Source organism: Nonomuraea mangrovi (genome assembly GCF_042681425.1).
In the GTDB taxonomy this organism is placed as follows: domain Bacteria; phylum Actinomycetota; class Actinomycetes; order Streptosporangiales; family Streptosporangiaceae; genus Nonomuraea; species Nonomuraea mangrovi.
Genome location: NZ_JBHUFV010000077.1, coordinates 16722 through 43135, shown reverse-complemented (window position 1 = coordinate 43135; position 26414 = coordinate 16722). Strand labels below are relative to the sequence as shown.

The following is a 26414-nucleotide window of genomic DNA, read 5'->3' as shown; positions in this document are numbered from 1 at the left end:
CGAACGGCTGCACTGGCTACGAGGTCCTGTACGGCGACGCGGAGGTCGACCATGGAGAGCACCCCCACCACACCAACGCCGCCCGGCGAGGTCGAGGGCGCGATGAGGAGCCGGTGATCCGATCGTGCTCGTCTACGCGTTGCGCCGCCTGCTGGTCGCCGTACCGGTGGTCGTGGCCTCGACCTTCGTCGTCTTCCTGCTCGTGACGCTGTCCGGCGACCCGCTCGCCAACCTCAAGGGCCGCAACCCTCCCCCGTCGCCGCAGGTGATAGCGGTCGAGGAGCAGCGGCTGCACCTGGACGAGCCGCCGCTGCTGCGGTACTGGACCTGGATCACCGGCGTGGTCCGCGGCGACTTCGGCCCATCAGTGCGGACCAACCTGGACATCGGCCACGAGATCGCCACCAGGTTCGGCGTCACCGTCCGGCTGATCGCCGTGGCCGTCGTCCTGGCCCTGGCCCTCGCCGTCGTGGTGGGCGTGCTCAGCGCGGTGAAGCAGTACTCGGGGCTCGACTACGGGTTCACCCTCGCCGCGTTCCTGTTCCTGTCCATGCCGTCGTTCTGGTTCGCCGTGCTGCTCAAACAGGGCGGCATCTCGCTCAACAAACTCGTCGGAGACCAGGTGGTGTACACGATCGGGGAGAGATCCGTCGTCGTCGACGGCGGGGCGTGGGCCCAGCTGGTCGACACGGCGGGCCACATGGTGCTGCCGACGATCTCGCTGGCGCTGATCTCGTTCGGCGCCTGGAGCCGGTTCCAGCGCGCGTCGATGCTCGACGTGCTGAACAGCGACTACGTCCTGTTCGCCAGGGCCAAGGGGCTCTCACGACGACGGGTGGTCGTCCGGCACGCGCTGCGGACGGCGCTCATCCCCATGACCACGGTCACCGCGCTCGACTTCGCCTCGCTGATCTCCGGCGCGGTCATCACCGAGACGGTCTTCCAGTGGCGGGGACTCGGGGACTTCCTCGTCACCTCGGTCGACCAGCGCGACGCCTACGCGGTGCTGGCGTGGCTGCTGGTGGTCGCGGTCGCCGTCATCGTGTTCAACCTGATCGCCGACCTGCTGTACGCCGTTCTCGACCCGCGGATCCGCTATGAATGACGACACCGAGGCCATGGTCGGCCACGCACCGAACCGGCCGGCGGCCGTCGTGGTACGGCAACGCGGCCAGGGTGAGCTGGTGCTGCGCCGGTTCCTCCGGCACAAGGCGGCGGTGATCAGCCTGGTGCTGTTCGTCGCCGTCGTCCTCCTGGCCTTCGTCGGCGGCGCGCTCTGGCGCTACGACTACGCCGACATCACCTCGGCGGCCTCGGTCCCGCCCTCGCTCGAGCACCCCTTCGGCACCGACAACCTCGGCCACGACACCTTCGCCCAGGTGCTGCGTGGCACCCAGCGCTCGATCGAGATCGCCCTGCTCATCGCGTTCCTGGCCGGGCTGGCGGGCACCCTGTGGGGCGCGTTCTCCGGCTACTACCGCGGTGTCGCCGACAGCGTGATGATGCGGTTCGCCGACCTGGTCCTCACGCTGCCGCTGCTGGCGGTCGCCGCCGTGCTGACCCGCGCGACCTCGGGCTCGTGGTGGTTCGTCGCCCTCGTCATCGCCGCCCTCCAGTGGGCGTACGTGTCCCGCGTCGTGCGCGGCGTCATGCTGTCACTGCGCGAGAAGGAGTACGTCGAGGCGAGCCGCGCGCTCGGCGCCACCGACCGCTGGATCATCTTCCGGCACCTGATCCCGAACGCGCTCGGGCCGATCATCGTCAACATCACGATCCTCGTGGCCGCCGCGATCCTGGTCGAGACGGCCCTGTCGTTCCTCGGCCTGGGCGTCCAGCCGCCCGACACCTCGCTCGGCCTGCTGGTCAGCGAGGCCGACACCGCGGTCAGCACCCGGCCGTGGCTGTTCTACTTCCCTGGCGCGTTCATCGTGGTGATCGCCCTGACCATCAACTTCATCGGCGACGGGCTGCGCGACGCCTTCGACCCGACCCAGCGGAAGGTGCGCGCATGACCGGCGGCGAGACCGTGCTCGAGGTCGAGGACCTCACCGTGGCGTTCCCGACCGACGACGGCCTGGTCCAGGCGGTCCGCGGGGTCGGTTACGGCCTGCGGCGGGGCGAGGTGCTCGGGATCGTCGGCGAGTCAGGCTCGGGCAAGTCGGTCACCTCCATGGCGGTGATGGGCCTGCTGCCGGCCTCGGCGAAGGTGGGCGGCTCGGTCAGGTTCCGCGGCAGGGAGCTGCTCGGCGCGCCCGACAAGGAGATGCGAGCCGTCCGCGGCGGCCGGATCGCGATGGTCTTCCAGGACCCGATGACCTCGCTCAACCCCGTCCACCCCGTGGGCGACCAGATCGCCGAGGCGGTCAGGGCACACAACGACGTCAGCGCCGCGGCGGCCCGTGAACGCGCCGTCGAGCTGCTGGGGATGATGCAGATCCCGCGTCCCAGGCAGCGTGCCCGCGACTATCCGCACGAGTTCTCCGGCGGCATGCGCCAGCGAGTGGTCATCGCCACGGCGATGGCCAACGACCCGGACGTCATCATCGCCGACGAGCCGACCACCGCGCTCGACGTCACCGTCCAGGCGCAGGTGCTGCGGGCGCTGGAGACCGCGCGGGCCGCGACCGGCGCCGCCATGGTGCTGATCACCCACGACCTCGGTGTCGTCGCGGGGACGGCCGACCGGGTCCTCGTCATGTACGCCGGCCGGCCGGTGGAGCTCGGGGACGTCGACGACATCTACTACCGGCCGCGCATGCCGTACACGCTCGGCCTGATCGGCAGCCTTCCCAGGCTCGACAGCGCCCGCAGGGGTGACCGGCTGGTCCCGATCACCGGGTCGCCGCCTTCGCTGCTCGAGCCACCGCCCGGATGCCCCTTCGCGCCCCGGTGCCCGATGCGGCAGGAGATCTGCGAGACGACCGAGCCCGAACTGCTCGCCGCCTCGGGCCCTGGCCACCTGGCCGCCTGCCACTTCTCCGCCGATCTGGAGGGCCGGCGGCCCGAGGACGTCTTCACTCTGACATCGGTCGACAACGCTGGAGGCGCACGATGAGCCCACGGCCGCTGCTGTCCGTGCGGGACCTGGTCAAGCACTATCCGGTGCGCGGCAAGGGTCTGCTCCGGCGGGCCACCGGCGACGTGCACGCCGTGTGCGGGGTGTCGTTCGACCTGCACAGGGGCGAGACCCTCGGCCTGGTCGGCGAGTCGGGCTGCGGCAAGTCGACCACCGGGCGGGCCGTACTCCACCTGCAGCGACCGACCTCCGGGCAGGTGCTGTTCGACGGTCAGGACCTCGGCGCGACCGGCGACACGGAAATGCGCCGGCTGCGGCAACGCATGCAGATCGTGTTCCAGGACCCGTACGCCTCCCTCGACCCGCGGATGACCGTCGGCAACGCGATCGCCGAGCCGCTGCGCATCCACGGCACCTACGGCCAGGGCGGGCCTGACCGGGTACGTGAACTGCTCGGCACCGTCGGGCTCGACCCCGAGCACGGCAACCGCTACCCGCACGAGTTCTCCGGCGGCCAGCGGCAGCGCGTGGGCATCGCCAGGGCGCTGGCGATGCGGCCCGAGCTGCTCGTGCTCGACGAACCGGTGTCGGCGCTCGACGTGTCGATCCAGGCGGGCGTCGTCAACCTGCTCGAGGACCTCCAGGAGCAGCTGGGTCTCGCCTATCTCTTCGTCGCCCACGACTTGTCCGTGGTCCGGCACATCGCGCACCGGGTCGCCGTGATGTACCTCGGCAGGGTCGTCGAGATCGGCGACAGGGACGAGCTGTTCGACCGGCCCGCCCACCCGTACACCCAGGCGCTGATCGCCGCCATCCCGCTGCCGGACCCGCGGCGCGAACGGATCAGGGCTCGCGAGCGGATCGTCATTCACGGGGACGTCCCCAACCCTGCCAGTCCGCCGAGCGGCTGCAGGTTCCGCACCCGCTGCCCGAAGTTCGCCCAGCTCACCGACGCCGAGCAGGCGGCCTGCGTCGAGCGGGCGCCGGAGCTGGTCGACCGCGGTCAGGGCCATCCGTCCGCCTGCCACTACGCCGAGGCCGTCGCCGTCGTCTGACCTGTCCGCCTCTCCGCCCGGCCGTACGACGCCTGGCGGCCGGAATGACTCGCCCGCCACGTCAGGCCGTACGCTGGCGGGCGGAATGATTCGCCCGCCACGTCAGGCCGACCCCGCCGCCTCTACTCATCGCGGACGGTGAGACCCATGGAGCGGGCCGTGCCCGCGACGATCTTCTCGGCCTGATCCAGGTCGGCGGTGTTGAGGTCGGGGAGCTTGGCCTGGGCGACCTCGCGGAGCTGGGCACGGGTGATCCAGCCGCCGCTCTGGTGGCCCGGACGCGGGCTGCCGCCGTCGAGCCCGGCGATGCGGCGGATCAGCGAGGCGGTGGTCGGCTGCTTGGTGACGACCTCGAACGACCTGTCCTCGTAGACGGTGATGACCGCGGGGATCACGAACCCGCGCCGGTCCTGCGTCTGCGCGTTGTACTGCCGGCAGAACTCCATGAGGTTGATACCGAGCGGGCCGAGGTCCTTGCCGACGTTCGCCGGGCCCGCCTCGCCGGCCTGAATGTGCAGGGTGACGACCCTGGCTACCTTCTTCTTCGCCATGCCGGTTACGCTAAAGTCTCCCGTTACTGGAGACTCAAGGGAATTATGAGCTACACGATCGGCCGCCTGGCGAAGCTGACCGGCCTGCCGGTGAAGACGATCCGCTTCTACTCGGACGCGGGCGTGCTGCCCGAGCGCGAACGCACTCCCTCCGGTTACCGCCTCTACGGCGACGAGGACCGGGCGCGGCTGGAACTGATCCGCACGCTCAGGGAGATCGGGGTCGACCTGGCCACGATCCGCTCGCTCGGCGACCGCCGGCTGAGGAGCGTGCTCGACCTTCACCTCAAGGCGGTCGAGACGCAGCTCAAGTCGCTCCAGCGGACCAGGGCGGTGCTCAGGGCGACGCTCGCCCGGGACGGCGATCCCGCTGAGGAGGATCTGCGCAGACTCCACGCGCTCGGGCGGCTCGGCGCGGCCGAGATGGCGATCCTGCTCGACGAGTTCGTCGACGAGGTCGGCGGCGACATCGAGGCTCGGCACGAGTGGCTGACCCACATGCGCGATTGCATGCTCCCCGAACTGCCAGAGGAGCCGACCACCGCACAGCTCGACGCATGGCTGGAGCTGGCCGAGCTGCTCGCCGACGAGGACTACCGCGACAGCCTGCGCCGGCAGAGCGGGGACTTCTGGACGGAGGAACGGGATTACGGCGCCTGGCACGAGATCAACATCCAGGTCATGCGGGAGGCGCTGACCGCTTCCCAGGCGGGCATCGAGCCCGGCTCGCCCGAGTCCGAGCAGGTTCTCGATCGGATCCTGGCGCTCATGGGACAAAGCCGCGAGGAGGCCCTGCGCGCGTTCGACGAGCACGACCCGCGCGCGGCCAGACTGTGGGAGCTGGTGTCGATCATCCAGGACACGCCCTGGCCGTCGGAGCCCACACTCGCGTACGGCTGGATCGAGGCCACGTTGCGTCGCGCGTCGAGCACCAGTCGCGTGTCGAGCACCAGTCGCGTGTCGAGTACCAGGGGAACGGCACCGTAGGGTCAGGCCGATGCGAACGACGGACCGAGCGCGCGGGCCAGCCGTTCCAGCCACGTCGTGGCGCTCCCCCGCACCTGGGGGTACTCGGCGTGGAACTCGGCCCAGTCGACCATCTCCAGTGACCGAACCGCGTCGGCGTCGAAAGCCGCCGCCTCGGCCTCGCCCAGCGCCTCGACCAGCATGGGCCGCAGCAGTCCCGGCGCGAGCGTGACCCGCTCGGCCAGCAGGACGGCGTCGTAGAGATCCTTGCCCTGCGGCCACATGTCGGCGGCCAACCACAGGATCTTCCAAGCCAGTGACAACTCCGGAGTCGCGGCCTGGACCAGCGTCGGCTCGGCCCCACCGGCCCGCGGGATCAACGCCGTCGTGGGGGCGACCGGCAGGCGTTCGGCGAAGACGAAGTCGAGCTGCACCGTTCCCGGCGGCAGTCCCTCGGCGCGCCAGGTGAACACCAGCCGCCGTCCTGGCGCACGCTCGTAGGTCCAGATGTCGTCGACCGCGATGTCATCCGCGTCCACGGTCACCTGGTCCTGTGTGTCGGGTGCCGCGGCGACGGCGCCGATGAGACCCCTGAACATCTGCACGGTCAGCGGGCTGGCCAGAGTGATCGTGTGCGGCACCACCACCCAGTCCATGTCGCCCGGCTCGCGCGCCTCCTCCCCGATCCACGCCTCCAGCAGGAGGCTGCCGCGCAGTAGCAGATGCTCGCTCCACGGCGAGCCGGCCACGATGCGCGCGAGGTGGTCGATCGCCGAACGGCGGGCCCGCCGCCACCTTCGCCCGGTTTCCTCGTCCTCGAACGCGGGCTCCCCCGCCCGGAACGCCCGGGCGAACTGCTTCACCGCGGGATCGAAGATCGGCGGCTGCCGGACTCCCTTCCCCTGCGCGACCGGCAGGTAGGTCGCGGGGAAGTCCGGCAGCCCGCGTCCGGCCACCCACTGCTGATCGGGCACGTTCATGCCCTTGTACCGCTCCCAGGACGATGTCATCGCTCCTCGATCCAACCGTGATCAATGCCGGGGTTGTCGTCGTACACCACGAACTCCTGCTCGGCCTCCAGTACGGCGAAGCCTGCCGACTCCAGCGCCTTCAGCAACGCGTCGAATCGCTGGCGGGCCGCAGGCAGCCCGACATCGCGGCAGCGCTGGGTGACAAACCGTTCGTGCACCCCGTCCCCGTGCCTTCGCCTGGCGTTGCGCGACACGTGCGCCGCGTGCGCCTGTGCCAGCTCCGCCAGGCCGATCAGGTCGTCGCGGACCAAGACCTTGACGTGGTGCTCGAAGTAGCGCCCGGGCGTCACCACGTCTTCCTGGGGCACGTCGGCGTTCCACGGCGCCGCCTCGATCTTCACGCGGACCACGGTGAACCCCTCCGCGCGCAGCCTCGCCGCGCAGACGGCCGCCGCGCCCCGCTGCTCGCTCAGTGTGCCGCGACCGGCCAGGGTCAGCATGGGCTGGGAGGGGGCCTCACCCCGCGCGAGCACGATGTGGGTGAACTTCACGCCGTTCGCCCGCGCCCAGCGAGCCAGCCGGACGGCGTCGTCGCCCGCGGCCACCGTCAGGTGGATGTCGAAGACGCCCGCGAAAGCGGTCATGCGCGCGTTCCGAGCACCCAGCGCAGCGTGTGGGCCGTGCCCTCACCCACGGCGTGCTCCGCCCGCGCCAGCAGGTCGAGCAGGTGCGCACGCAGCTCGTCGGGGCAGCGTTGATACGTGGTCGCCGCGTCCCGCGCGCACCAGACGGCCAGGTCGGCGCGGGCGCGCAGAACCAGCGCCTCGTCCCGGCCACCGGCCAGGACGAGGTCCGCCCGGATCCTGGTCCAGGCGTCACGCCCGGTGAGCAGCCGGTGCGCGGCCTGCCGCACGTGACGAGGACGGTCCTCGCCGAGCAACGCCCACAGCCGCTCGGCCGGCACGCCCGGCCCCGCGGCGCGTATCGCGTCGACCACGTTGCGGACCACCACCGGCGCGGGATCCTCCAGCAGATCCGCCAGATCCGCTCGTGCGCCCAGGCGGCGAAGCACGCGCACGGCCTCCGCCCGGACACGCGGTCTCGGGTCACGCAGGTAGGCAAGCGCCAGGTCGGCGTCGGAGCGCGTGCCGCAGTCACCGAGCCCGGCCAGCAGCCCACGCGCGCCCCGCCCGGCCGGCGGTGCCAGCCGCTGCCGGTAGAGCTCGGCCGGGTCGCCGCCCGCCCGCCTGACCGCCCACTGCGCGGTCAGCCGCATCAAGGATGCCTCGTCGGCCAGGAACCTCTCCCCCGCCGCGGTACGGCCGAGCCGCACCAGCGCGGTCAGCGCTTCGACGCGGACGCGCGCCGAACCGCTGTCAAGCAGTTCCTCCACCAGTTCCGGCCGGTCACCGGCCAGCGCCTGCGCGGCCAGCACCTCGGCGCAGCGGGTCCGGGAAACGATGTCGCGCTCCCCGAGCGCCGCCGCGGTGAGCTGCAGCCGGTCCATCCTCCCCGCCTCCAGCGACACCGTGTACGCGAACCGCCGCCCGCGCAGGTCCTCGCACCGCCGAACCGCGCTCAGCGTCTCGTCATCGGTCCGCAGCAGGGCCTGACGGACCAGCTCCGTGACGGAATCCCCACGCTGCCGATCCAGGAGTCTCACCGTCACCGGCACCAACGCCCGCAGCATCGCCGCGTCGGCGTGGATCAGAACCTCCGCCATGACCCGCAGGGCGTGGCGGCGCACGGCCGGCGCCCAGTCCACGGTCCGGATGGCCAGCACGGGCAGGAGCCGCACGTCCGTGCCCATGAGCGGATGCCTGAGCGCCGCCTCACGTTCCCGGCCGTCCCGGCTGCAGGCGGCCAGCGCGACCGCGAGCGCGTTGCTCAGCTGCGGTACGGCGGAAGCCGCGGCGACCCGCGAGTCGCGATAGCCGTACGCCCAGGGACGCAGCGCCGGGTCCAGCTCGATCCAGATCGTCGGCCCTGCAGTGGTCAGGACGTCGAGTGCCTCCTCGGCGAGCAACCCGTCGCAGACGACGCCGAACAACGCGCGCGCGAGGTCGTCACAGGCGTGGCGGTGACCCTGTGCGCTCGGCAGGACCAGCCGGCGAATCACATCCACGACCGGATCACCGGGCGTCTCCTCATGCCGGACGAACCGCTGCGACCACATCCTGACGCCCATCACGCGCACATCGTTCCACGCGGCCAACGACGCTTTCGATCGGATATTTCCCACCAGCGGACAGCAGAGGCAGGCTCGCCACGGCGGCATGGCGCGCAGCCGCCCACGCGGCCGAAAACGCGTTGCGGTAGCAGGCCGGCCCGCGCGACGATCCCGGCGTGAAGATGCACGACGACCAGCTGACGGTGGCGCCTGAGACGGTGCGCGCGCTGGTGGATGAGCAGTTTCCCGAGTGGCGGAGCCTGTCCGTCACGGGCGTCGCCGCCCACGGGACGGTCAACGCCATCTTCCGCATCGGCGACCGTTTCACGGCCCGGTTCCCCCTCCAGTCCGGGGGCGTCGACTCGACGCGACGCTGGCTGGAGTCCGAAGCGGAGGCGGCCCGCGAGCTGGCGGGCCGCACGCGGTTTCCCACGCCAGAGCCGGTCGCGATCGGTGAACCTGGGTCGGGGTACCCGCTGCCGTGGTCGGTGCAGACATGGCTGCCCGGCGCGGTTGCCACCGACGAGGACCCGGGCGCGTCAGTCGCGTTCGCCCACGACATGGCCGACCTCATCGGCGACCTGCGCGCCATCGACACGCGTGGCCGTACGTTCGCCGGCAAGGGCCGGGGAGGCGACCTCCACGCTCACGACGCGTGGATGGAGACCTGTTTCCAGCACAGCGAACGGCTTCTGGACGTTCGCCGGCTTCGCCGCAGGTGGGAAGCCCTGCGGAGCCTGCCGCGCGAGGCGGCCGACGTGATGACCCACAGCGATCTCATCCCCGGCAACGTGCTCGTGTCGGCCGGCCGGCTGGCCGGGATTCTCGACGTCGGCGGCTTCGGGCCGGCCGACCCCGCGCTGGATCTCGTGAGTGCCTGGCATCTGCTGGAGGCGGGGCCTCGGCGGGTGCTCCGTCTGGACCTCGCGTGCGACGACCTCGAATGGGAGCGGGGCAAGGCGTGGGCCTTCGCCCAGGCGATGGGGCTCGTCTGGTACTACCGCGAGACCAACCCCGCCATGAGCCGGATGGGCCGACGCACCCTGGAGCGCATCCTGGCCGACGAACCGCCCTCCTGAGCGCCAGGACGGCCTTACGGAGCGAGTATGCCGGGAAGCTGGCTCCGATGCTCGATGTTCAGCTTGCGATAGATCCGGTACAGGTGGCTGTGCACGGTCCGCACCGAAAGGTGCAGACGTTCGGCGATCTCCCGGTCAGAGAGCCCGCGCGACGCGAATCCGGCCACCTCGTACTCCCTGCGGGTGAGGATCGCGGGCGATGAGGACAGGCCCGGGGTTCGGGCGCGTTCGCACGCGGCGGACAGATCGTTGAGCCGGGTCGCTGACGCCGTCGCCGACCCGAGGCGGCCTTCGGCCCGGTGGATCAGGCTCGCGGTCGCCGCCGCCTCGGCGGCCCACAGCACGCAGCCGGCCGCCGCGGCCTCGCGGGAGACGTCGTCGAGAGCCGCCGCGTCCCGCCGGGACAGGGCGGCGGCGTTCCTGGCCATGAGCGCCTGCAGGGCACTCTGGCTGGACGAGGCCAGACGCTGAAGATCGTCGACGACCGCGACGGCGGCGCCCAGCCGCGCGGCGTCGTGCAACACCCAGGAGGCCATCAGCAGCGACCCGACCTGTTCCAGCTCCGCGCCCTGCCTGATGGCCAGGTTCACGGCGGCCGTCAGATCGCCCTCGGCGTAGGCGTGCCAGACGGAGCCGCTCCGGCGCGGGGCCGCGAGTCCTCCTGGAAGGGCGGCCCGCAGCCGTTCCATGGCCTTCCCCGCCCGGTGCGCGTCGCCGAGCAGCGACTCCGCCTCGCTCAGCGCGTCCAGGCCCCACATCTGCGGACTGGCCGCGATGCCGTGGATGGGCATCACGGCGAGCGCCTCCCGCAGCCAGCGCCGCGCGGTGGCCGGCCGGCCGGAGAGCAGGTACACCTGCCCGAGATCGTGAGCCCAGTAGGCACGCCACGTCGCGGCGGTCCCCGTCGCCTCTCCCTCCAGGGCAGAGCGACCAAGGTCGATCGCCTGCGCGATCTGGCCGTCGAGGGCCAGGGCCTGGAGGAGGGCCATGCGGGTGAGCTCGGCGCGCGGCCCGTCGATGATGTCCAGGGCGAAGCGGGCCAGTTCGATGGCGTCCCGGGTCCGTCCCGCGCACGCGAGGGCGCGTACCTGGGAGAAGGCGAGCACGGCGAGCACCTCGTGATCCGCCGGGTGCCTGCGGAGGATCCGGTCCGCGAGCTCCACCGACTCGTCGATGTGCCCGACCGCGAACGCCTGGGCGGCCCTGCCGATCTCCAGCCGCAGCCTGGCCCGCGGGTCGGCCGTCGTCAGCGCGGCCGACGCCAGTGTGTCTCTCGCCTCCCCGACCTGGCCGCGGATCAGGTGGACGCGCGCCCGCGCCGAGAGCGCCCTGGCGCGCGACGCGTCGTCCGGCGCGTCCGCCTCGAGTGCGCGGGCCAGGTCGAGGGCGCGCCCGGCCTCTCCGAGGTAGGGCAGCTCGGCGACGAGCGACAGTCGCGACTCGAACGATCCGTCGGCATCGACCGCGGCCTGGAGCAGGTGCCCGGCGAGCTGGTGGTCCAGCGCCTCCGACGCTTCCCTGGCCGCTTCGCGAAGCAGCGCGGGATCGGCGGCCACGCCCGCCTCGACGCGCCACACCGCGATCCTGACCCGGTCACGTCGCCTGCGCGCCCCCGCGGCCTCGACCGCGTCGGCGAGCCTCCTGCGGTGGTCGCGGGCCCGCAGCGGAGGAAGCGTCGCTCGCAACGCCTCGCCGTACAGGGGGTGGACGAGCGCCACGAGGTGTCGACGGCGGTCGGGAATCGCGGTCAGCAGCCGCTCGGACTCCAGTTCCGCGATCACCTCGGGGGCGAGGAGATGCTCCAGTATCGCCGCGCCGACCGGTTCGGCGAGTGCCACGAGCTCTGCCGCGGCCCGCACGGCAGGAGCGAGCCGGTCGAGACGGGCGGCGATGGCCGCGGGCAGGTTCGTGTCCGCGAAGACGGGCCGAAGGAGCCGCCAGACACCGTCCACCTCGGTGAAGGTCGCCGCCTCCACGAGCTCGCGAAGCAAGAGCGGGTTTCCACCGCTCAGTCGCAGCAGGTGGGCGGGCAGCGTCGACTCCACCTGGCCGCCGAGCGTCGTCGAGAGCAGCTCAGCCGTGTCGCCTTCAGTCAGCCCCTCCAGGGCCAGTCGCTCGAGGTCACGCCACCATTCGTCGGTCCCTTCGCCGCGTACGGCCAGCACGACGGGAACCATGGCGCCGGCGACGAGATGCCGTGCCAGTGCGGCCGACGCCGGATCGAGCAGGTGGGCGTCGTCGATCACCAGCGCGCCCCCGCCGGCGATGTGGGCGGCCGCCGCCGTCAGCGTACGTGTGAGCTCGCCGTCGACGGCCCGCGGAGGCAGCAGATGCGCGAAGGGCAGCAGCGGGATGCCGCCAGGCGTGGCGAAAGCCCAGCTCACCCCGACCCCACCGGCCTCGGCTCTCGATCTGGCCTCGGAGAGCAGCCGGCTCTTGCCGATCCCGGCCGGGCCGGTGACCACCAGACCGGACCCTGCGCGTCCGGTCATCACCGCCACCAGGCGTTCGAGCTCGCACTCGCGGCCCACCAGCGGCCAGGAATTCATAGCCGCAGGGTACTGCGCATGCCTGTGGCCGAGAATGCAGTAATCCACTACCGATGTGATGGCGCCGGGCGCGCCACACAGTGGTCCCATGACTTACGACGTTGTCATCGTGGGCGCCGGTGTGGCGGGGTGCACCGCCGCCATCCTGTACGGCAGAGCCGGCCTGCGCGTCGCGATCATCGAGAAGCACCGCACCATCTCGACACATAAGGTTCTGTGCGGGCACTTCGTGCTCGGCGGGACGCAGCCGATGTTGCGGCGTACCGGCCTCTGGGAGGCCATGGTCGACGCGGGCGCGGCCGTGGGCGACATCGCACGCTGGACCACGGCCGGGTGGTTCGTGCCCGAACCCGGTCTCCCCGAGTGCATCAGCCTGCGGAGGGAGAAACTGGACCCCCTCCTGCGGACGATCGCGGCCGGCACGCCCGGCGTCGATCTCGTGCTCGGCCGTACGGTGACCGGACTGCTGGAATCGGGCGGGCGGATCACCGGTGTGCGCGTCGGTGACGAGGAGATTCAGGCGCGGCTCGTCGTCGGCGCGGACGGGCACAGGTCGCCGGTGGCACAGCTCGCAGGAGTCCCCGAGGACGTGGCGCCCAACGAGCGCTTCGGACTGTGGGCGTACTACCGCGGCGTCGTCCCGCGCGGCCCCGCCGCGAGCCAGATCTGGTCACTCGACCCGGATGTCGGCATACTCGTCCGGACCGACCATGACCTGCACATGCTGGTGGCGTTCCCTGCCAAGGCCAGGCTCGCCGAATTCCAGGCCGATCGGGCCGGTGCGCTGGAGCGGTTCATGGCCTGCCTTCCCGACGCGCCTGACCTGTCCTCGGCGGAGCGGGTGTCCAAGGTGATCGGGACGAACGACTACCCCTGCGTGAGACGCGACCCGGCCCCGAGGCCCGGGCTCGTGCTGGTGGGGGATGCGGCCATCACCGGCGATCCCACACCGGCCGTCGGCTGCGGCTGGGCGTTCCGTGCCGCCGAATGGCTGGTGGAATCGACGGCTCCGGCGCTGCTCGACAGCGGGGACCTCGAAGCCGGCGTCGCGGCCTATCGTCAGGCGCTCGAATTCATCGTGGAGCATGACCGGATCGGCCGGCGGGACGCCCTGGCCCGGCCCGCCAACCCGGTGCAGAAACTGGTCACGAAAGCGGCTTACCGCGATCGCGAGCTCGCCCGCCGCGTCTACCTGTTCTCGATGCGCGCCATTCCCGCGGCCGGGTTGGTCAGCGCTCGGACTCTTCTCCGGGCCGTGTGGGGCGCGATCCGTCCGTAACGCGTCACCACCCCGTCGGACGGCATCACCGATTCTGTCGGCGCCCGCTGTTATGAATGACGCCATCAGATGATCTTTCGCGAGAACAGGGCGTTCGATGGCATCAGTAACGTTTCGCGATGAGACCGCGACGGGCCGGGCACTGGAGGAGTTCTCTCTCCCCGGCCTGCCCGAGCGGATCTCGGCCAGGGAACTGGTACGGCTGCGCGTGCGCGAGGAGGTGGCCCGCCACAACGCCGCCCCCTCCCACCACTTCCGCGGCCTGGTCAGACCGACCGACGCCGAGGCCGAGCTGAACGGCTACCGGATGCGGACCGCCCGCAGGCTGGACTGGGAGAGGCAGGCCGACGCCGCCGAGGCCGCGTTCGCCCGCAACGGCTTCCTGCTGCTGGTCGGCGACCGGCAGATCGAGGATCTGGACACCGAGATCGACCTGGCCGCCGACCCCGTGGTGTCCTTCGTCAAGCTCGTCCCTTTGGTCGGGGGCTGACATGGACTGGGAACTGCTCGCCGACTCTCCGCTGCGCAACCACTACGACTTCGTGTACCTGGCCAACGACCACAAGGAGACCTTCGACCGGTTTGACGCGACCTTCGCCGCGCACGGGGCTTTCGAGGTCGAGACGTACGACGACAGCCGGCTCCGTCTCTTCGCCCTGTGGGCGCAGATGCGGCTCAGCCTCGGTTGGGACGGCGGCGGCGACCACGAGGACCGACGGCTGGCCGTCATCCGCGACGTGATCGACCGTCTTCCGGCGTTGTCCGAGGCGACGGTCACCCAGCTGTGGTCGGCGGCCAACGGACTGATGACCTGGCAGCACACCAACTACGCCGAGCTGTACCGGCTGCCGCTCGCCGCCACCGCCCTGCTTTCCTTTCCCGAGCGGCGTGCCGTACTGAACCACCTGCCCAAGTGGTTCGCCCGGCACTGGAAGCCCGCGTGGAAGGTCCTGCGCGAACCGGTCGAGGCGCTGCTCACCGAACCGGAGACCGACGATCCCGGCGCGAGAGTCCGCAACATCATGTGGGAGGACGACGCGTTCGCCACCCAGATGATCAACGACTACGCGGCCCGGCTCGCCTGCCCCGAGGTCCTGCCCCTGCTGCGGCACTGGAACACCGCCACCGCGTCAGGCCCCAGCCCCAGGTGGGCCCTGCGCGCCACCGACCTGCTGACCCCGGAGGCCGCCGGCCTGGTCAGAGACATCCTCGGCCGGGTCCTCGCCCACCGCGAGGTCACGCACCGGCACCCCACCCCTCACGGCGAGTGGACAGAGACCGTCTTCCTGCGCGAGCGCACCGCCGTACCGCTCCGGGGCATGGTCTGGACCTGCGAGCTGATCGACGAGCCGTGGGTGACCGCGCTGCTGGGCGACCTCGCGGTGGCCACCGGCACCGGCATCGGCGGCTCGGGTGCCAACGCGCGCAGCGAGATGCTGGCGAACGCCGCCATCGGGGTCCTGTCCCGGCGTGGCGGGCTGGATGTGGTCGCCCAGCTGGCCCGGGTGCAGGCCAAGGTCCGCAAGAAGACCATCCTGGCCCGCGTGGGCCGCACCCTGGACGCGGTGGCCGTACAGACCGGGTTGTCGACCGAGCAGTTGCTGGAACGCACCGTCCCTGCCTTCGGACTGGGCTTCGACGGCACGCGCACGGAACACGGCCTGCGGCTGGGCCTTGACAGCTTCGTGGGCTACGTCGGCGCCGACGGCAAGGTCCGCAAGACCGTCCCCCAAGCGGTCCGCGAGGAGCACAAGGAGGTCCTGACCGAGTTCAGGGCCACGGCCAAGGAGCTGAAGAAGGCGCTGCCCGCCGAGCGTTTCCGGATCGAGCGCGCCCTGGCCACCGAACGCATCTGGCGCTGGCGCGACGTGTGCGAGTTCTACCTCGACCACCCGGTCACCGGTTCGTTCGCCCGGAGCCTGATCTGGGAGATCCTCCAGGGCCCGGCCGGGCTTCCCGTCCGCGTCGACGGGACCTGGGAGCTGACCGACCCGGCCGGACGCCGGATCCAGCCCCGCCCTGACACGCCCGTCCTCCTCTGGCATCCGATCTCCCACTCGACGGACGAGGTCCGCGCCTGGCGCGACCATCTCATGGAGCACGGCCTGCGCCAGCCGTTCAAGCAGGCCTTCCGCGAGGTCTACCTGCTCACGCCCGCCGAGGAGGAGACCCGCGACCACTCCCGCCGCTTCTCCGGCCACCTGCTCCGGTACGGCCAGGCCAAGGCACTGCTCACCGAGCGCGGCTGGACCGGCATGTCGCTTGGCCACTGGGACGCGGCCGGAGGGTCGGACTGGTGCGACGCCACCAAAGACCTGCCCGGCGGCCTCACCGCCACCTGGGACTTCCACCTGGACGAGCACTCCTTCGAACGTGACGGCTACGGCACCACCGCCTCCATCTGCGTCAGCGGCGACCTCCGTTTCCTCGCCGGCCCCTCACCGGTCCCGCTGGCCGAGGTTCCCCCGCTCATCCTGTCGGAGGCGCTGCGAGACGCGGACCTGGCCGTCGGCGTCACCTCCACCGGCCTGGACCCGACAGGCAGCGGCGAGTACTGGCAGTCCTACGGCTTCGGCGACCTCACCGAGACCGCCCGGATCCGCCGCGACGCCCTGTCCCGGCTCGTGCCCCGCCTGGCCATCGCCGACCGCTGCACCCTGGAGGACCGCTTCCTGCGCGTCCGCGGCGACCTGCGCGCCTACAGAATCCACCTCGGCTCGGGCAACATCCTGATGGAGCCCAACGACGCCTACCTGTGCATCGTCCCCCGCGGCTCAGGCGACCCCGTCTTCCTGCCCTTCGAGCAGGACGGCGGCATGCTGTCGATCATCCTGTCCAAGGCGTTCCTGTTGGCCGCCGACACCACGATCACCGACCCGTCCATCACCCGCCAGATCCACGGCTGACCGGATCCCCTCGCATGCGGCCTTCTCCTCAGGACCGGCGAGAAGGGCCGGCTCCCCCAGCGCCGGGGACGCGGCGCCTGCCTCCCGCGGGCAGCCCCACGTCCTCGGGCATCGCCACGCTGCTCAGCGACGAGGGCCGCTGGATCACCGCGCAGAACATCGAGGTCTCCGGCGGCTACGACCTCTAGCCGGTCGTTTCACCATGAGGTCCGGAGACAGCTCTGGCAGATGACGCCGCACGCTGGACCAAGCGGCCCCGATGGAGATCAGCGCGCAGCCGTTTGAACTGACGCGGCAAGGCCAGGGTTCACTCAACCACCCGCCGGATGCCGTCCGGCCCGGAACCGTGCTGGACGCCGCGTCGGGCGATGACCGGTGTGATCCCGCGCTCGCAGGTGGCGGCGGATGAGATGGTCGCGGCCGCGATCGGCGTACAGACGCCGGGGTCCTCGGAGACGCGCACATCGGTGTGCCGTGGGCAGGTCAAAGTGCCTTCTTCCGTCATGACGGCATCGTGGATCAAGCTCTCCCTGCGCACAAAAGATAACCAGCACACAGAAGGTGCGGTACTCATGTTTGATCCCCCGAACAGAGCCGGGGTCCGCCCGGTCACCACCCGCCGCGAGATCCCGCACGACCAGCTTGACCAGTTCTCCCCGGCGCCTGTCCGGGACGCGCTGGTCGAGCAGGCCCGTGCCCTCCCCGGAGTTTTCACCGGGCCGAGCCAGGTCTCCGAGCCCGCCTCGCTTGCGCTGCGCCTGCACCGGCCGACCGGGCCGTGGGAGGCGTTCCTGCACCCCAGCCGGGACGAGTTCGCCCATATCCACCAGGCCGGCTTCATGCACCTCACCGTCCCCAAGCCGATGGTCGCACCGCTGGTGGAGGCGGGCTGGGCCGAACTGCACCCGATCAGCCTGCGGCCGCAGTGGCCGGACACGATCGTCATGTTCTACGCCCCACGCGACGAGGCCGAGCTGTCCGTCGCCGTCGATGTCCTGCGCGCCTCCTGGCAGCAGGCGTCCCTGGAGAAGGAGTAACCGGTCATGCGCTCGACCCGCTCCGCCGCGGCGGCGCGGGCCTGCTCCCCCGTCACCGACCGTGGTTCGGCTCGGCCTGGTCCGGCTCGTAGATCGGCAGCACCGACCGGCGCAGGATCACATTCAAGGCCTCCTGCTCCGGCGAGGCCGGCCCGTACGCCTCGATCGCCGTCTTCGGTAACCACACCGACATCGACAGCCCATTGGCCGGCCGGATGAGCGCCATCCGCCCCGCCTCGATCCGGCCGCCGAGTCACGCGCTACGGCCCGCTCCTTCAGCTCCGGCGGGGGTCGACGGCGACCTCGGGGCAATCACGGCAGGGCGCCATGGTCCGACCCAACCCGACACCCCTACGCTGAAGATCCACACAGCTGCGAGAAGAGGGGGCGATGATGTTCGACACAGTGATGCCAGTGGCATTCGTGGCCGTGCTTGTGCTCTTCGTCATCGGGGGCGTCCTGGCGATGATCGGCGGAGGTTCCTCCTCGCGGAGCGGGTCACATCACCAGCGCTCCTTGTTCTCCGGCGACGCGTCTTCTTCGGACGACAGGAACGACAGCGATTCCCCCGGCAGCGATTCCTCCGGCAGCGGCTCCTCCGACGGCGGCGGGGGTGGCGGCGACTGATACCGCGATCTCGCGGTGATCAGGTGCCCGACCGGCGAGGCGCCGCTTACGCCGACCCCGCTGCGCTGGAGGGGCCGCGGACGCTCCCCGAGCATCCTCCGACGTCCTCATCCCCCTTGGACAACCTGCTGTGGGACAGGAAGCGGGTCCACCGTCTCTTCGCGTTCGAGCACACTTTTGAGATCTACATTCCGGCCGAGCGGCGCTTTGGCGGGAGCGGGGCTCAGGAAGATCTCGGGAGCCGACCTTCGCGGGAACGGCCGTCAACGGGCCCCTACGGCGTACCCGCAACCGACCTGGATCGCCGGATCTTCGCCCTGACGGCCCATGTCCCGGATCTCGAAGACCTCAGCCTGCACGACGACGTTTCCGAGGCCCTTGCGGCGGGGTTGGCCCTATGGACCACGCAGGGGTGTCCCGTCCGTGAGCTCAAGGTCGCCTCGTGGTCACAGGCAGGCTCTTCCCCCTCCAGTCGTGGATCTGGAGATCCTCAGCCCGGGACGAGCTGCCACAAGTCTCGTAAGTACGGCGATCCGCCACACCCCCATCGGTGCACGGCTCTACTGATCAGGGAGCATCCCACTCCCGCAAGCAGCCATCGCTGGGAGGGCGCAGGCGGAGAGTGCGGGCGCGGTCAGGGTGTTTTCGCCGCGAGGAAGGGGTTCCCACACCCCATTATCGGTTACAAAGAGTAATGACTATTCTACTCTGAGCAACGAAAGGTTGCGTGCATGAAGGCACCGGCACTGGCAGTTCTGGTCGCGGCGGGCCTCCTCGCGGCAGTTCCCTCCGGCCCGGCGGCGGCCGCCCCCGCACCTGGCGACATCATCACCTGCCCTTTGATCGCAAAGGTCCCCGTAAACCCCGATCGCAACGTATACAGCGGATATGGCCATTGCCACGACGCCGACGGAGACTTCGTCGGGATCAGTTCGGGTGGGGCGGGCGAACGGTGGCTCATCAGTCGTGGCACGGACGGCCTGAGACTACGCTGCTACGGCCCTTACTCGACCGGCGGCGGCTCGGCGGGGCAGCCGACCGTGACCATGTGGGACTGCAAGCCGCTGGGCTGATCACTGCCCTGCGTCCCGCGGCGTGCGACGAGTGCGGCGCCATCGGGGGGCGGGCGGCTGCTCGGGCCGCGTGCTCCCCGGGGCGCGGTCGGACGGAGCCTGCGCCTCGGGCCGATGGGCCGTCCGGCGGGCGCTCACCGCGGCAGCGGCTCGCTCTCGCCGTGCTCACCCTGTCGTCACTGCTGGTGTCCGTGGACGCGTCGGGGCGCCGTCAACCACCATGGCACCAGCCGCCGTATAGGCCCTGAACCAGGGAATCAGCTTCCCACTTCCAGCCCGGCGAGTGCCCGTTGAGGGATCGTCTCATCGGACCCCGACCGCATTACACTCACGTCCATGATCGCGACCATGATCGAGCTGGATGACGGTGCACAGCTACGTACTTGGACTGTGGGCTCGGTGATTCCGCAGAGATTTCCCGTGGTCATGCTGCACGGCGGTCCAGGAGTCCCCGACTATCTCGCCCCGGTCGCCGGCATCATCGACGACCTGTGCCTGGTCCACCGCTACGACCAGCGTGGCACCGGCGGATCACCCTGGGAGGGCGAGCACACGATCAGCCGCCACGTTCGCGACTTGGCGTCGTTGCTCGACGCGTGGGGACACGACCGGGTTGTTCTGTTGGGGCATTCGTTCGGAACCAATATGGCCGGCTACTTCCTGCTGGCCCATCCCGAACGCGTGGCCGGACTGATTCAGATCGCCGGCCCCTTCCTCGATCCATGGCGGGAAGCCAACCGAACAACACAGCGAGCACGACGCACCGACGAGCAACAGACCAGGCTCGATGAACTCGATGCGATCGAATCGCGTACAGACGCCGAGGAGATCGACTACCTCACGCTGTCGTGGTTCACTGACCACGCCGACCAAACGCGGGCATGGGATTGGGCGCTGGCATCAGCCCGTACGCTGCGGCCCATCAACTACGCGATGAACACCCAGCTCAACGCAGCGAAGAAGGCCGACCCGCTCGAATCACACGTCGACGAACTTCGCGAGCACCTGCCGCCCGGCGCGGTGATCATCGGCGGGGCCGGCGACAGCCGCCCAGCGGATGCCCTGCGACGTCTCGGAACCCGCCTCGACTGCGAGGTCGTCATCGTCCCGAACGCGGGGCACAATCCATGGCTGGAAGCACCAGACCAGTTCGGTGCGGCGCTCCGAACTGCGGTGGAGAGGCAGACCCGAAGGGCCGGCTGACGGGTCGACGATCCCCTATGACGGACACGGGCCGAGGCTCAGCGCAGGCGAACACGGGCTTTCCAGGCGATCCACGACGTCGCGGACCGAGCGGTTCGCGCCTGGACTCGGCACGGCCACGTTCCCAAAAGGGTAAGCAACGTGGCACCGGCCACCATAGAGGCCCTGGCCGGGAATCAGCTTCCCGCTTCCAACTCGGCTCGCGCCGCTGACTGTTGGACGGCAGCGCGACCGGTCGCACATTCGGGGACGTACTTGTCGATGGCGACCGGCTGCCGCCGAGTAGGCGGGCGATGGATGAGACAGTGTTCTCCGGCCGGGTGAGCAGGTCGCGGGCGTGCCGGACCTGTTCGGGGTCATAGCCGGCGGGCATCCCAGGCGCCGGCGGGCATCCCAGGCGCCGGCCGCGGACGCGGGCGGCGGCCAGGACCGGGACGCCTTCCTGGCCCCCGCCGGTCGCCACGACATCAGCGACATCGTCCACCTCGCCGGAAGCATCCCCGACGAGGACCCGGTCGCCTTCTTCCGCACGGAGACGAGCGGCCTGCTCAACGCGCTGGACGCCGCCCGCACCTGGGGCGTGCGCAGGTTCGCCGTCGCCGGCAGCCTCGGCGTCTACATCGGCCGGACCGAGACCCGCTGGCACGAGGATCTCGCGCTCCCCACCACGAACCTGCCGCACCTGATCATCGCCTTCAAGAAGGCGGTCGAGCCGCTGGCCACGCACAGTCGCCGGGGCGTGCGCCGTTCCAGTCGACGCGATGGCCGTCGCGCAGAAGAGTCTCTTCCACGTCTGCCCAGTCCTCCGCGTACTCCGCGATGCAGTCGATCTCCATGCCGGGATCGACGGCGATGCGGATCATGACACCTGTCGCAGCGTCCTGCGATGTCTCGGCCAGGTCCGTCAACCTGTCGACCCGGATGTACATCCCCGCCCGAGTGCCGGATGTGATCCGACCGACGACGTTGTAGAACCGGGCCGCTCCTGCATGTCTCTCGATCACCTCCGAGCGATCGACGACCGCGTTCACGCTCGATTCGGTGTCGGCGGACAGTACGACTCGCACGGACCTTCCGAAGAGCTCGATCGTTCCCTTGGCCGTGGTCGGGGTCTCACCCAACGCGTCGATCGTCGCCTCGAGCGTCATGAACGGTCCATCCGTGACGACGACCCGGTGACCAATCTGGAATTCGACCATGCGCCCGATATTTCCACATCGCCCGCGGCCTCCTCGTCGTGCACCACCGAGAAAGTTCGGCTGGCACCGCGAGCGGGCCCTCCAGGAACAACCCGATCTACCCCACGGTCGTCAGCTGCAGCGCGAACCCCAGCAGCTGCGACGTTGTACGGCGCAGCGCGATCAGGTCCCGTCCGTGTCGTCCAGATAGAAGAACCGTCGCCGTCGTGCCGCCCGCCCGGGCGCCGCTGGATCTGCGCGAACCCGTGCTGCGCGTATCCGCGCCGCCCGGCACGTCCCTGGAGACCCACCCTGCACGCGCCGGCGCGCGTGCTCGCCTCATGAGGTCCTAGCAGGAGGAGGAGTCCAGCGCCGTTCCCTCGGCGCAGGCCGCGGCGACCAGCGTCGTGCGCAGGGCCGTCAGCGTCGGCGGCGTGGTGTTGGCCGGCTCGGTGCCGCCCGCCGGAACCGAGGTCGCCGTCGCCGAGGGCTTGCTCGTCGGCGTGTAGCAAGGGTCGAAGTCGTCGCAGGTAGGAGAGGGAGCCGGCTCCGCCTCGTGGTCCTCGGAGACGTAGGTGTACCCCAGCAGCTGTGCCGCGCGCTGGCCGTCCATGAGCGGTGCGATGACCGGGATGCCCGCCGTCTCCTCGACGAACAGGCCCTCGCCGATCGGTGCGTAGACGGACCGGGCGTAGGCCAGCCGGGTCGCGTCGGTGATCGGGCGGCCGACGAGCTGCTGCCGTTCCGCGAGGTTGTGCACGAACATCAGGCCGGTGCCCGCCGTACCGATGGACTCCTTGAGCTCGGCGAGCGTGCTGGTGGCCGGGTGCTCGACCTGGAGCCGGATCTTGCCGTCGGCGTAACCCTCGCCGAGCCGTCCGGCCAGCACTGTGTCGACGCGCACCACCAGGCTGGCGTAACGCATCGCGGCGTCGGCGCTGTCGTAGGCCACGACGGCCGAGCCGCTCGGCGCGTCGTCGGAGGCGAAGGCGATGCCCGGCTCGATGCCCACGATGGACCCCTGGACCAGCGCCCCAGCAGCCTTGAACGCGCCGGAGTCGGCGGCTCCCGGGGTGATGTCGGCCACCGAGTCGAACAGGTACTCGCCGTCGTTCGCACTGCCGCCGTTACGGAGCTGGGCCCAGAAGGAGGGCTCGGGGCTGTTCAGGAGGCTGCCCGCACCGACCCCGGTGATCACGGCGGCGGCGACGGTGAGGACGACCAGGAGACGGTTCTTCATGGTCACCACTCCCCGTTGACGTGCGAGCGGTCGTGGCTGCTGTAGGTCGGGGTGGTGGACGAGCCCTGCTTCATGCAGGAGGTCAGGTTGGTGTGCCCGAGCCCGATGGCGTGTCCGATCTCGTGACAGGCCGTCTTCTTGCGGATGGTCGAGCTGGTCATGTCGGCCAGGTCGAAGCGGAGCTCCGCGCGGTCGCACGTGTACTCGCCGCCGATCTGGGCGAGCACCCTGACGCACTTGGTCGAGGCGGTGATGTTCACGCCCGTGCTCGAGCCGTCCCAGTCCTTGCCCCAGTAGTCGACGTAGTAGGCGTCGAACATCACCAGGTCGGTGTGCGTGCCCGCACTGCTGTCGTACCCGCCGATCCTCAGGTCGGTCTGGTAGTCGAGGTTGGCCATGCCGTAGTCGGCCGCGGTGATCATGTTGCTGGTGAGGGTGGACGCGTTCCAGTAGACATCCCGGTTGTCGGTCTTGGGACAGCACCAGGTGGGGTGGTAGGCGTAGAAACCGAACGTGTTCGCGCCCGCGGGTGCGGCGGCCGTGAGCCCGGCGGAAAGTGTCGCCGTGATGGCGAACACCAGAGCGAGTGCTGACTTGCGCATGGCTGATCAATCTAGGTCCGGGCACGGGTCGCAAAAAGATCGGGAAGGCGAAGCCCGCGCCAACAGATGGTGTACGCGGCTGGACGACCTTCTCGGTGCCCTCCAGGGTGGCGCGCCACCGGCGGGTCTCGATCGAGTACGACCCAGCCGTGGCCGAGCGCACGAGGAAGGCGAGCGGATCAGGTTCAACCTGAGCCCTGCACCGACACGTCCAGCGCCGAAGTGATCTCATCGGCGATGAGCAGGTCCGGTCGCCTCCCGTCTGGCGATCGCGCTGGCGCCGGCCGCCGGAGAGCTCGCGGGGGTAGCGTCCGGCGAGCCCGGCTGGCAACGATACGAGGTCCGGCAGGCGGCGGGGCTCATCGGGCGCAGGTTGGCCATGGCGGTTGTTCATTGCTGGGCACGGGCGAGCCACTGCTGGTTCTGGACGTCTCGACAGAGGCTCGCGAGGTGATCGGCGGTCACCTGGTCGACCGCCGGATTCCGCAACCACGCCGCGGCCACCGCGGCGACGCGCCCCAGACCGGTGTCCATGGCGGTGAGCGCCTGACCTGTGGTGAGCGCGCCGAACGGCAGGGACTCCAGGGTGTTGCGTTCGCTCAGCGTCTCGCTGCAGGCGTCCGGCCAGCCGCCCAGTCCGGCGATGCGCTCGGCCAGCGTGTCAGTGTGGGCCCGCAGGGTTTGTGCCAGTTCGTCCAGCCATCGGTGCACGGGGAGGAACGCGGCGCCGCGGACGTTCCAGTGCGCCTGCTGGGCCTGGGACGCCAGCTCTGCGACGTTGACGAGCACGTCCTGCAACGCGGCGATGGCCAGGTTGTCGAGCTGAGTGGCGGTGGTCATGGCGCTTTCGTCCTTTTCGGTGTGTGAGGGGTCGTCGGCGAGGTCGTGGTCTAGAGCTGCACCTGTTCCGGCGTTCCCAGGGGAAGCCAGCGGAACAGGCCGGTGATGCGCTCCGGTGCACGCCGCAGGTCCTGCTCGATGCCGTCGCGGCCCTGCCTGAAGTGCTGCCAGCCCTCGTAGTGGATCGGCAGGACGGTGCGCGGGGCGATGGCCGCGCACAGCCGTACGGCCTGACGTGCGGTCATGGTGTAGCGCAGCGGCCCGGTGCCGGGGAAGCCGACGCCGCCCAGGTGCAGGAGGACCGTGCCTGGCCGGATCGCGGCGGCGGCCCGGCGCAGCGCGCGGTGGTGGACGGTGTCGCCGGTGATCCACAGGGGTCCGTGCTCCTGGCCGGGCCAGGTGAGCGCGAAGCCGATGACCTCGCCCACGATCGGCCTGCTCAGCGGGGGTCCGTGCCGGCAGGGGGTGGCGGTGATGTCGATGGGCGGGCGGCTGGGCGCTTCCAGGCGGGTCGTCTGCCCCGCCTCCAGGCCCCGGGCCGGGTACGGCAGGGAGCGGGCGCCGGAGGAGGTTGTGACGATGGTGCCGGCGGCCGGCAGCAGAGCGCGTCCGGCGTCGTCGAGGTTGTCTCCGTGGTGGACGTGCGAGAGCAGGACGGCGTCGACGGGCGGCAGGCAGGCGGGGTCCACGGCGGGGCCGGTCAGCTTGCGGGAGGAGGTCCCCCAGCCGAAGGAGTAGGTGCGGCCTGGGGGATCGAAGGTCGGATCGGTGAGCAGCCGCCAGCCGCCGAACTCGATGAGGACCGTGGGACCGCCGATGTGGGTGAACCGGGCCTTCGTCATGGGGGTCAGCGCCAGTAGTCGTTGGCCGCGGCGATGGTGGCGAACTCCAACGCCACTACCTGGGCGGCGGCGATCAGTCCCATCGGGTCTCCGCCGTACCGGGCGCGCCCGGCCCGCAGGGTCTCCAGGTCGGGCTGGATGGTGTGGACGGTGTGGCGGGCGAGGGTGATGGCCAGGGCCCGGCCTTCTTCGGGGGTGGCGGTGATGAGGGTGTCGCCGGGGACGAGGAGCATGCCTTCGTCGGGAACGCGGGTCATGAGGATTTCGGCCTTTCAACTGATGTGCGCTGTCGCGCGGGTGTGGGTGCTCCGGGCGGCTCGCAGGCGGTGCTCCTCGCGGGCGACGCCGCCCCCATGCCGTCCGCTTCGACGGTGGCCGGCGCCCATCGGCTTCCGCAGCCTGCGCTGCGGAAGCCGACCCCCGATGTCAGGAGTGGTCCAGGGCCCAGGTGAGGGCGTGGTCGGCGATCTTCTCCCAGCCGTCCTCGGCGGGCATCAGGTGCGAGCGGCCGGCGTACTCGACCACTTCGGTGATGGTTCTGGGCGACTTGTAGTGCGCGGCGTTCGAGCGCTGGATCTTGGGCGGCATGAGGTTGTCGTTCTCGCCGGAGACGAACAGCAGCGGCTTGCGCTCGTCGTTGTGGTAGTCCACCCAGTTGTCGTCCTTGCCGGGGTGGATGTTGGCCAGAGCGCTGCCCCAGAAGATGTTGCCGGAGGCGGGGATGTGGTAGCGCTCGTAGGTTGCGCGGGCTTGGTCCTCGGGGAAGGTGTTGGTGAAGGCGTAGCGCCACTGCTCGTAGGTGAAGCCGACCGCCTTGTGCCGGTTGGCGGGGTTCTTCAGCACCGGGAAGGTGGCCTTCAGCTGTGACAGCGGGATGACCTTCACCCCTTCGGTGGGGGCGGAGTTGATCGCCACGCCGGCGGCGCCGTAGCCGTGGTCGAGCAGGATCTGGGTGAACACGCCGCCGGCCGAATGGCCCATGATGATCGGCGGCTTGTCCAGGCCACGGACCAGTGCCTCCAGCGACTCGATGATCTGCGGGACGGTGACCTGCTCGATGGGAGTCGGGTCGGCGTTGAGCGCCTCCACCTCGACCTCGAAGCCGGGGTAGGCGGGGGCGAGGACCTTGAAGCCCTGGGCCTGGTAGTGGGTGATCCAGTGCTCCCAGCTACGGGGCGTGACCCAGAAGCCGTGGATGAGAACGATGGTGTCGGGTCTCATGGAAGGTTC

The 26414-nt window shown here is 70.5% G+C and carries 26 protein-coding genes and 1 pseudogene; 13 read left to right on the top strand and 14 right to left on the bottom strand.

Annotated features, from left to right (window positions below; genetic code table 11):
- The first annotated feature begins 124 nt into the window (after positions 1 to 124).
- The 3 genes and pseudogenes from ACFSKW_RS46175 (at position 125) to ACFSKW_RS46165 (ending at position 4071) form a co-directional block, all read left to right on the top strand.
- The gene (locus tag ACFSKW_RS46175) at positions 125 to 1105 is read left to right on the top strand and encodes an ABC transporter permease (RefSeq protein ID WP_379580964.1); all 981 of its coding nucleotides are present in this window, start codon (positions 125 to 127) and stop codon (positions 1103 to 1105) included.
- Entirely contained in the window at positions 1098 to 2012 is a 915-nt protein-coding gene (locus ACFSKW_RS46170; RefSeq protein ID WP_379580963.1) for an ABC transporter permease, read from the top strand. The genes ACFSKW_RS46175 and ACFSKW_RS46170 overlap by 8 nt, the downstream gene beginning before the upstream one ends.
- A pseudogene (locus tag ACFSKW_RS46165) lies at positions 2009 to 4071 on the top strand (ABC transporter ATP-binding protein). The gene ACFSKW_RS46170 and the pseudogene ACFSKW_RS46165 overlap by 4 nt, the downstream one beginning before the upstream one ends.
- 122 nt (positions 4072 to 4193) lie before the next feature.
- Here ACFSKW_RS46165 and rplK read toward each other — a convergent pair.
- Positions 4194 to 4622 carry a 50S ribosomal protein L11 gene (gene rplK, locus ACFSKW_RS46160; protein WP_379580962.1) on the bottom strand — a complete coding sequence of 143 codons (429 nt, stop codon included), beginning with the start codon at positions 4620 to 4622 and terminating at the stop codon, positions 4194 to 4196.
- A gap of 45 nt (positions 4623 to 4667) precedes the next feature.
- Between rplK and ACFSKW_RS46155 the strand changes: the two genes are divergently transcribed.
- A complete protein-coding gene (locus ACFSKW_RS46155) occupies positions 4668 to 5609 on the top strand; it encodes a MerR family transcriptional regulator (protein ID WP_379580961.1) in 942 nt (313 codons plus the stop codon).
- 2 nt (positions 5610 to 5611) lie between these two features.
- On the opposite strand, the gene ACFSKW_RS46150 is transcribed toward ACFSKW_RS46155, so the two are convergent.
- From ACFSKW_RS46150 to ACFSKW_RS46140, 3 genes are read right to left on the bottom strand one after another with little or no spacing between them, the layout of a single operon-like run.
- Positions 5612 to 6598 (bottom strand): nucleotidyl transferase AbiEii/AbiGii toxin family protein, encoded by a 987-nt coding sequence (locus ACFSKW_RS46150; protein ID WP_379580960.1) that lies wholly within the window; start codon positions 6596 to 6598, stop codon positions 5612 to 5614.
- Positions 6595 to 7203, bottom strand: a complete 609-nt coding sequence (locus tag ACFSKW_RS46145) for a hypothetical protein (protein ID WP_379580959.1) — start codon at positions 7201 to 7203, stop codon at positions 6595 to 6597. Before ACFSKW_RS46145 ends, ACFSKW_RS46150 begins: the two co-directional genes overlap by 4 nt.
- Entirely contained in the window at positions 7200 to 8747 is a 1548-nt protein-coding gene (locus ACFSKW_RS46140) for a HEAT repeat domain-containing protein (protein WP_379580981.1), read from the bottom strand. The genes ACFSKW_RS46145 and ACFSKW_RS46140 overlap by 4 nt, the downstream gene beginning before the upstream one ends.
- Positions 8748 to 8911: 164 nt before the next feature.
- On the opposite strand from ACFSKW_RS46140, the gene ACFSKW_RS46135 reads away from it, so the two are divergent.
- On the top strand, positions 8912 to 9808 hold the full coding sequence (locus ACFSKW_RS46135) for an aminoglycoside phosphotransferase family protein (protein WP_379580980.1): 897 nt from the start codon (positions 8912 to 8914) through the stop codon (positions 9806 to 9808).
- 14 nt (positions 9809 to 9822) lie between these two features.
- Here the strand turns inward: ACFSKW_RS46135 and ACFSKW_RS46130 are convergent, their stop codons facing one another.
- The gene (locus ACFSKW_RS46130; protein ID WP_379580958.1) at positions 9823 to 12357 is read right to left on the bottom strand and encodes a helix-turn-helix transcriptional regulator; all 2535 of its coding nucleotides are present in this window, start codon (positions 12355 to 12357) and stop codon (positions 9823 to 9825) included.
- Positions 12358 to 12445: 88 nt separating this feature from the next.
- On the opposite strand from ACFSKW_RS46130, the gene ACFSKW_RS46125 reads away from it, so the two are divergent.
- The 4 genes from ACFSKW_RS46125 to ACFSKW_RS46110 all read left to right on the top strand — a co-directional run bounded on the left by ACFSKW_RS46125 (position 12446) and on the right by ACFSKW_RS46110 (position 16730).
- The gene (locus tag ACFSKW_RS46125) at positions 12446 to 13636 is read left to right on the top strand and encodes an NAD(P)/FAD-dependent oxidoreductase (protein ID WP_379580957.1); all 1191 of its coding nucleotides are present in this window, start codon (positions 12446 to 12448) and stop codon (positions 13634 to 13636) included.
- A 97-nt stretch (positions 13637 to 13733) separates the two neighbouring features.
- Complete coding sequence (locus tag ACFSKW_RS46120) at positions 13734 to 14126, top strand: hypothetical protein (RefSeq protein ID WP_379580956.1); 393 nt, start codon at positions 13734 to 13736, stop codon at positions 14124 to 14126.
- 1 nt (position 14127) lies between these two features.
- Positions 14128 to 16542, top strand: a complete 2415-nt coding sequence (locus ACFSKW_RS46115) for a DUF4132 domain-containing protein (RefSeq protein WP_379580955.1) — start codon at positions 14128 to 14130, stop codon at positions 16540 to 16542.
- A gap of 14 nt (positions 16543 to 16556) precedes the next feature.
- Positions 16557 to 16730: a hypothetical protein gene (locus ACFSKW_RS46110; protein WP_379580954.1), complete on the top strand. Its 174-nt coding sequence runs from the start codon at positions 16557 to 16559 to the stop codon at positions 16728 to 16730.
- Positions 16731 to 16849: 119 nt separating this feature from the next.
- On the opposite strand, the gene ACFSKW_RS46105 is transcribed toward ACFSKW_RS46110, so the two are convergent.
- Positions 16850 to 17065, bottom strand: a complete 216-nt coding sequence (locus ACFSKW_RS46105; protein WP_379580953.1) for a hypothetical protein — start codon at positions 17063 to 17065, stop codon at positions 16850 to 16852.
- Between the two features lie 49 nt (positions 17066 to 17114).
- On the opposite strand from ACFSKW_RS46105, the gene ACFSKW_RS46100 reads away from it, so the two are divergent.
- Positions 17115 to 17579, top strand: a complete 465-nt coding sequence (locus ACFSKW_RS46100) for a luciferase domain-containing protein (RefSeq protein WP_379580952.1) — start codon at positions 17115 to 17117, stop codon at positions 17577 to 17579.
- 52 nt (positions 17580 to 17631) lie between these two features.
- Here the strand turns inward: ACFSKW_RS46100 and ACFSKW_RS46095 are convergent, their stop codons facing one another.
- On the bottom strand, positions 17632 to 17805 hold the full coding sequence (locus ACFSKW_RS46095; protein WP_379580951.1) for a hypothetical protein: 174 nt from the start codon (positions 17803 to 17805) through the stop codon (positions 17632 to 17634).
- Between the two features lie 188 nt (positions 17806 to 17993).
- Here ACFSKW_RS46095 and ACFSKW_RS46090 point away from each other — a divergent pair, with 188 nt between their 5' ends.
- The 3 genes from ACFSKW_RS46090 to ACFSKW_RS46080 all read left to right on the top strand — a co-directional run bounded on the left by ACFSKW_RS46090 (position 17994) and on the right by ACFSKW_RS46080 (position 20482).
- Positions 17994 to 18206, top strand: a complete 213-nt coding sequence (locus ACFSKW_RS46090) for a hypothetical protein (protein WP_379580950.1) — start codon at positions 17994 to 17996, stop codon at positions 18204 to 18206.
- 731 nt (positions 18207 to 18937) lie between these two features.
- On the top strand, positions 18938 to 19279 hold the full coding sequence (locus ACFSKW_RS46085; protein ID WP_379580949.1) for a hypothetical protein: 342 nt from the start codon (positions 18938 to 18940) through the stop codon (positions 19277 to 19279).
- Positions 19280 to 19615: 336 nt separating this feature from the next.
- Positions 19616 to 20482, top strand: a complete 867-nt coding sequence (locus tag ACFSKW_RS46080; protein WP_379580948.1) for an alpha/beta fold hydrolase — start codon at positions 19616 to 19618, stop codon at positions 20480 to 20482.
- Between the two features lie 695 nt (positions 20483 to 21177).
- On the opposite strand, the gene ACFSKW_RS46075 is transcribed toward ACFSKW_RS46080, so the two are convergent.
- From ACFSKW_RS46075 to ACFSKW_RS46045, 7 genes are all read right to left on the bottom strand, one after another.
- Complete coding sequence (locus tag ACFSKW_RS46075) at positions 21178 to 21681, bottom strand: KOW domain-containing RNA-binding protein (protein WP_379580947.1); 504 nt, start codon at positions 21679 to 21681, stop codon at positions 21178 to 21180.
- 328 nt (positions 21682 to 22009) lie between these two features.
- Positions 22010 to 22900, bottom strand: coding sequence for a hypothetical protein (locus ACFSKW_RS46070; RefSeq protein WP_379580946.1), 891 nt, complete (start codon positions 22898 to 22900; stop codon positions 22010 to 22012).
- A gap of 2 nt (positions 22901 to 22902) precedes the next feature.
- Positions 22903 to 23502 carry a hypothetical protein gene (locus ACFSKW_RS46065; protein ID WP_379580945.1) on the bottom strand — a complete coding sequence of 200 codons (600 nt, stop codon included), beginning with the start codon at positions 23500 to 23502 and terminating at the stop codon, positions 22903 to 22905.
- A gap of 390 nt (positions 23503 to 23892) precedes the next feature.
- On the bottom strand, positions 23893 to 24342 hold the full coding sequence (locus ACFSKW_RS46060; RefSeq protein ID WP_379580944.1) for a Dps family protein: 450 nt from the start codon (positions 24340 to 24342) through the stop codon (positions 23893 to 23895).
- Between the two features lie 50 nt (positions 24343 to 24392).
- Entirely contained in the window at positions 24393 to 25184 is a 792-nt protein-coding gene (locus ACFSKW_RS46055; RefSeq protein WP_379580943.1) for an MBL fold metallo-hydrolase, read from the bottom strand.
- A 5-nt stretch (positions 25185 to 25189) separates the two neighbouring features.
- A complete protein-coding gene (locus tag ACFSKW_RS46050) occupies positions 25190 to 25441 on the bottom strand; it encodes a hexameric tyrosine-coordinated heme protein (RefSeq protein WP_379580942.1) in 252 nt (83 codons plus the stop codon).
- 169 nt (positions 25442 to 25610) lie between these two features.
- On the bottom strand, positions 25611 to 26405 hold the full coding sequence (locus tag ACFSKW_RS46045) for an alpha/beta hydrolase (RefSeq protein ID WP_379580941.1): 795 nt from the start codon (positions 26403 to 26405) through the stop codon (positions 25611 to 25613).
- Positions 26406 to 26414 lie beyond the last annotated feature (9 nt).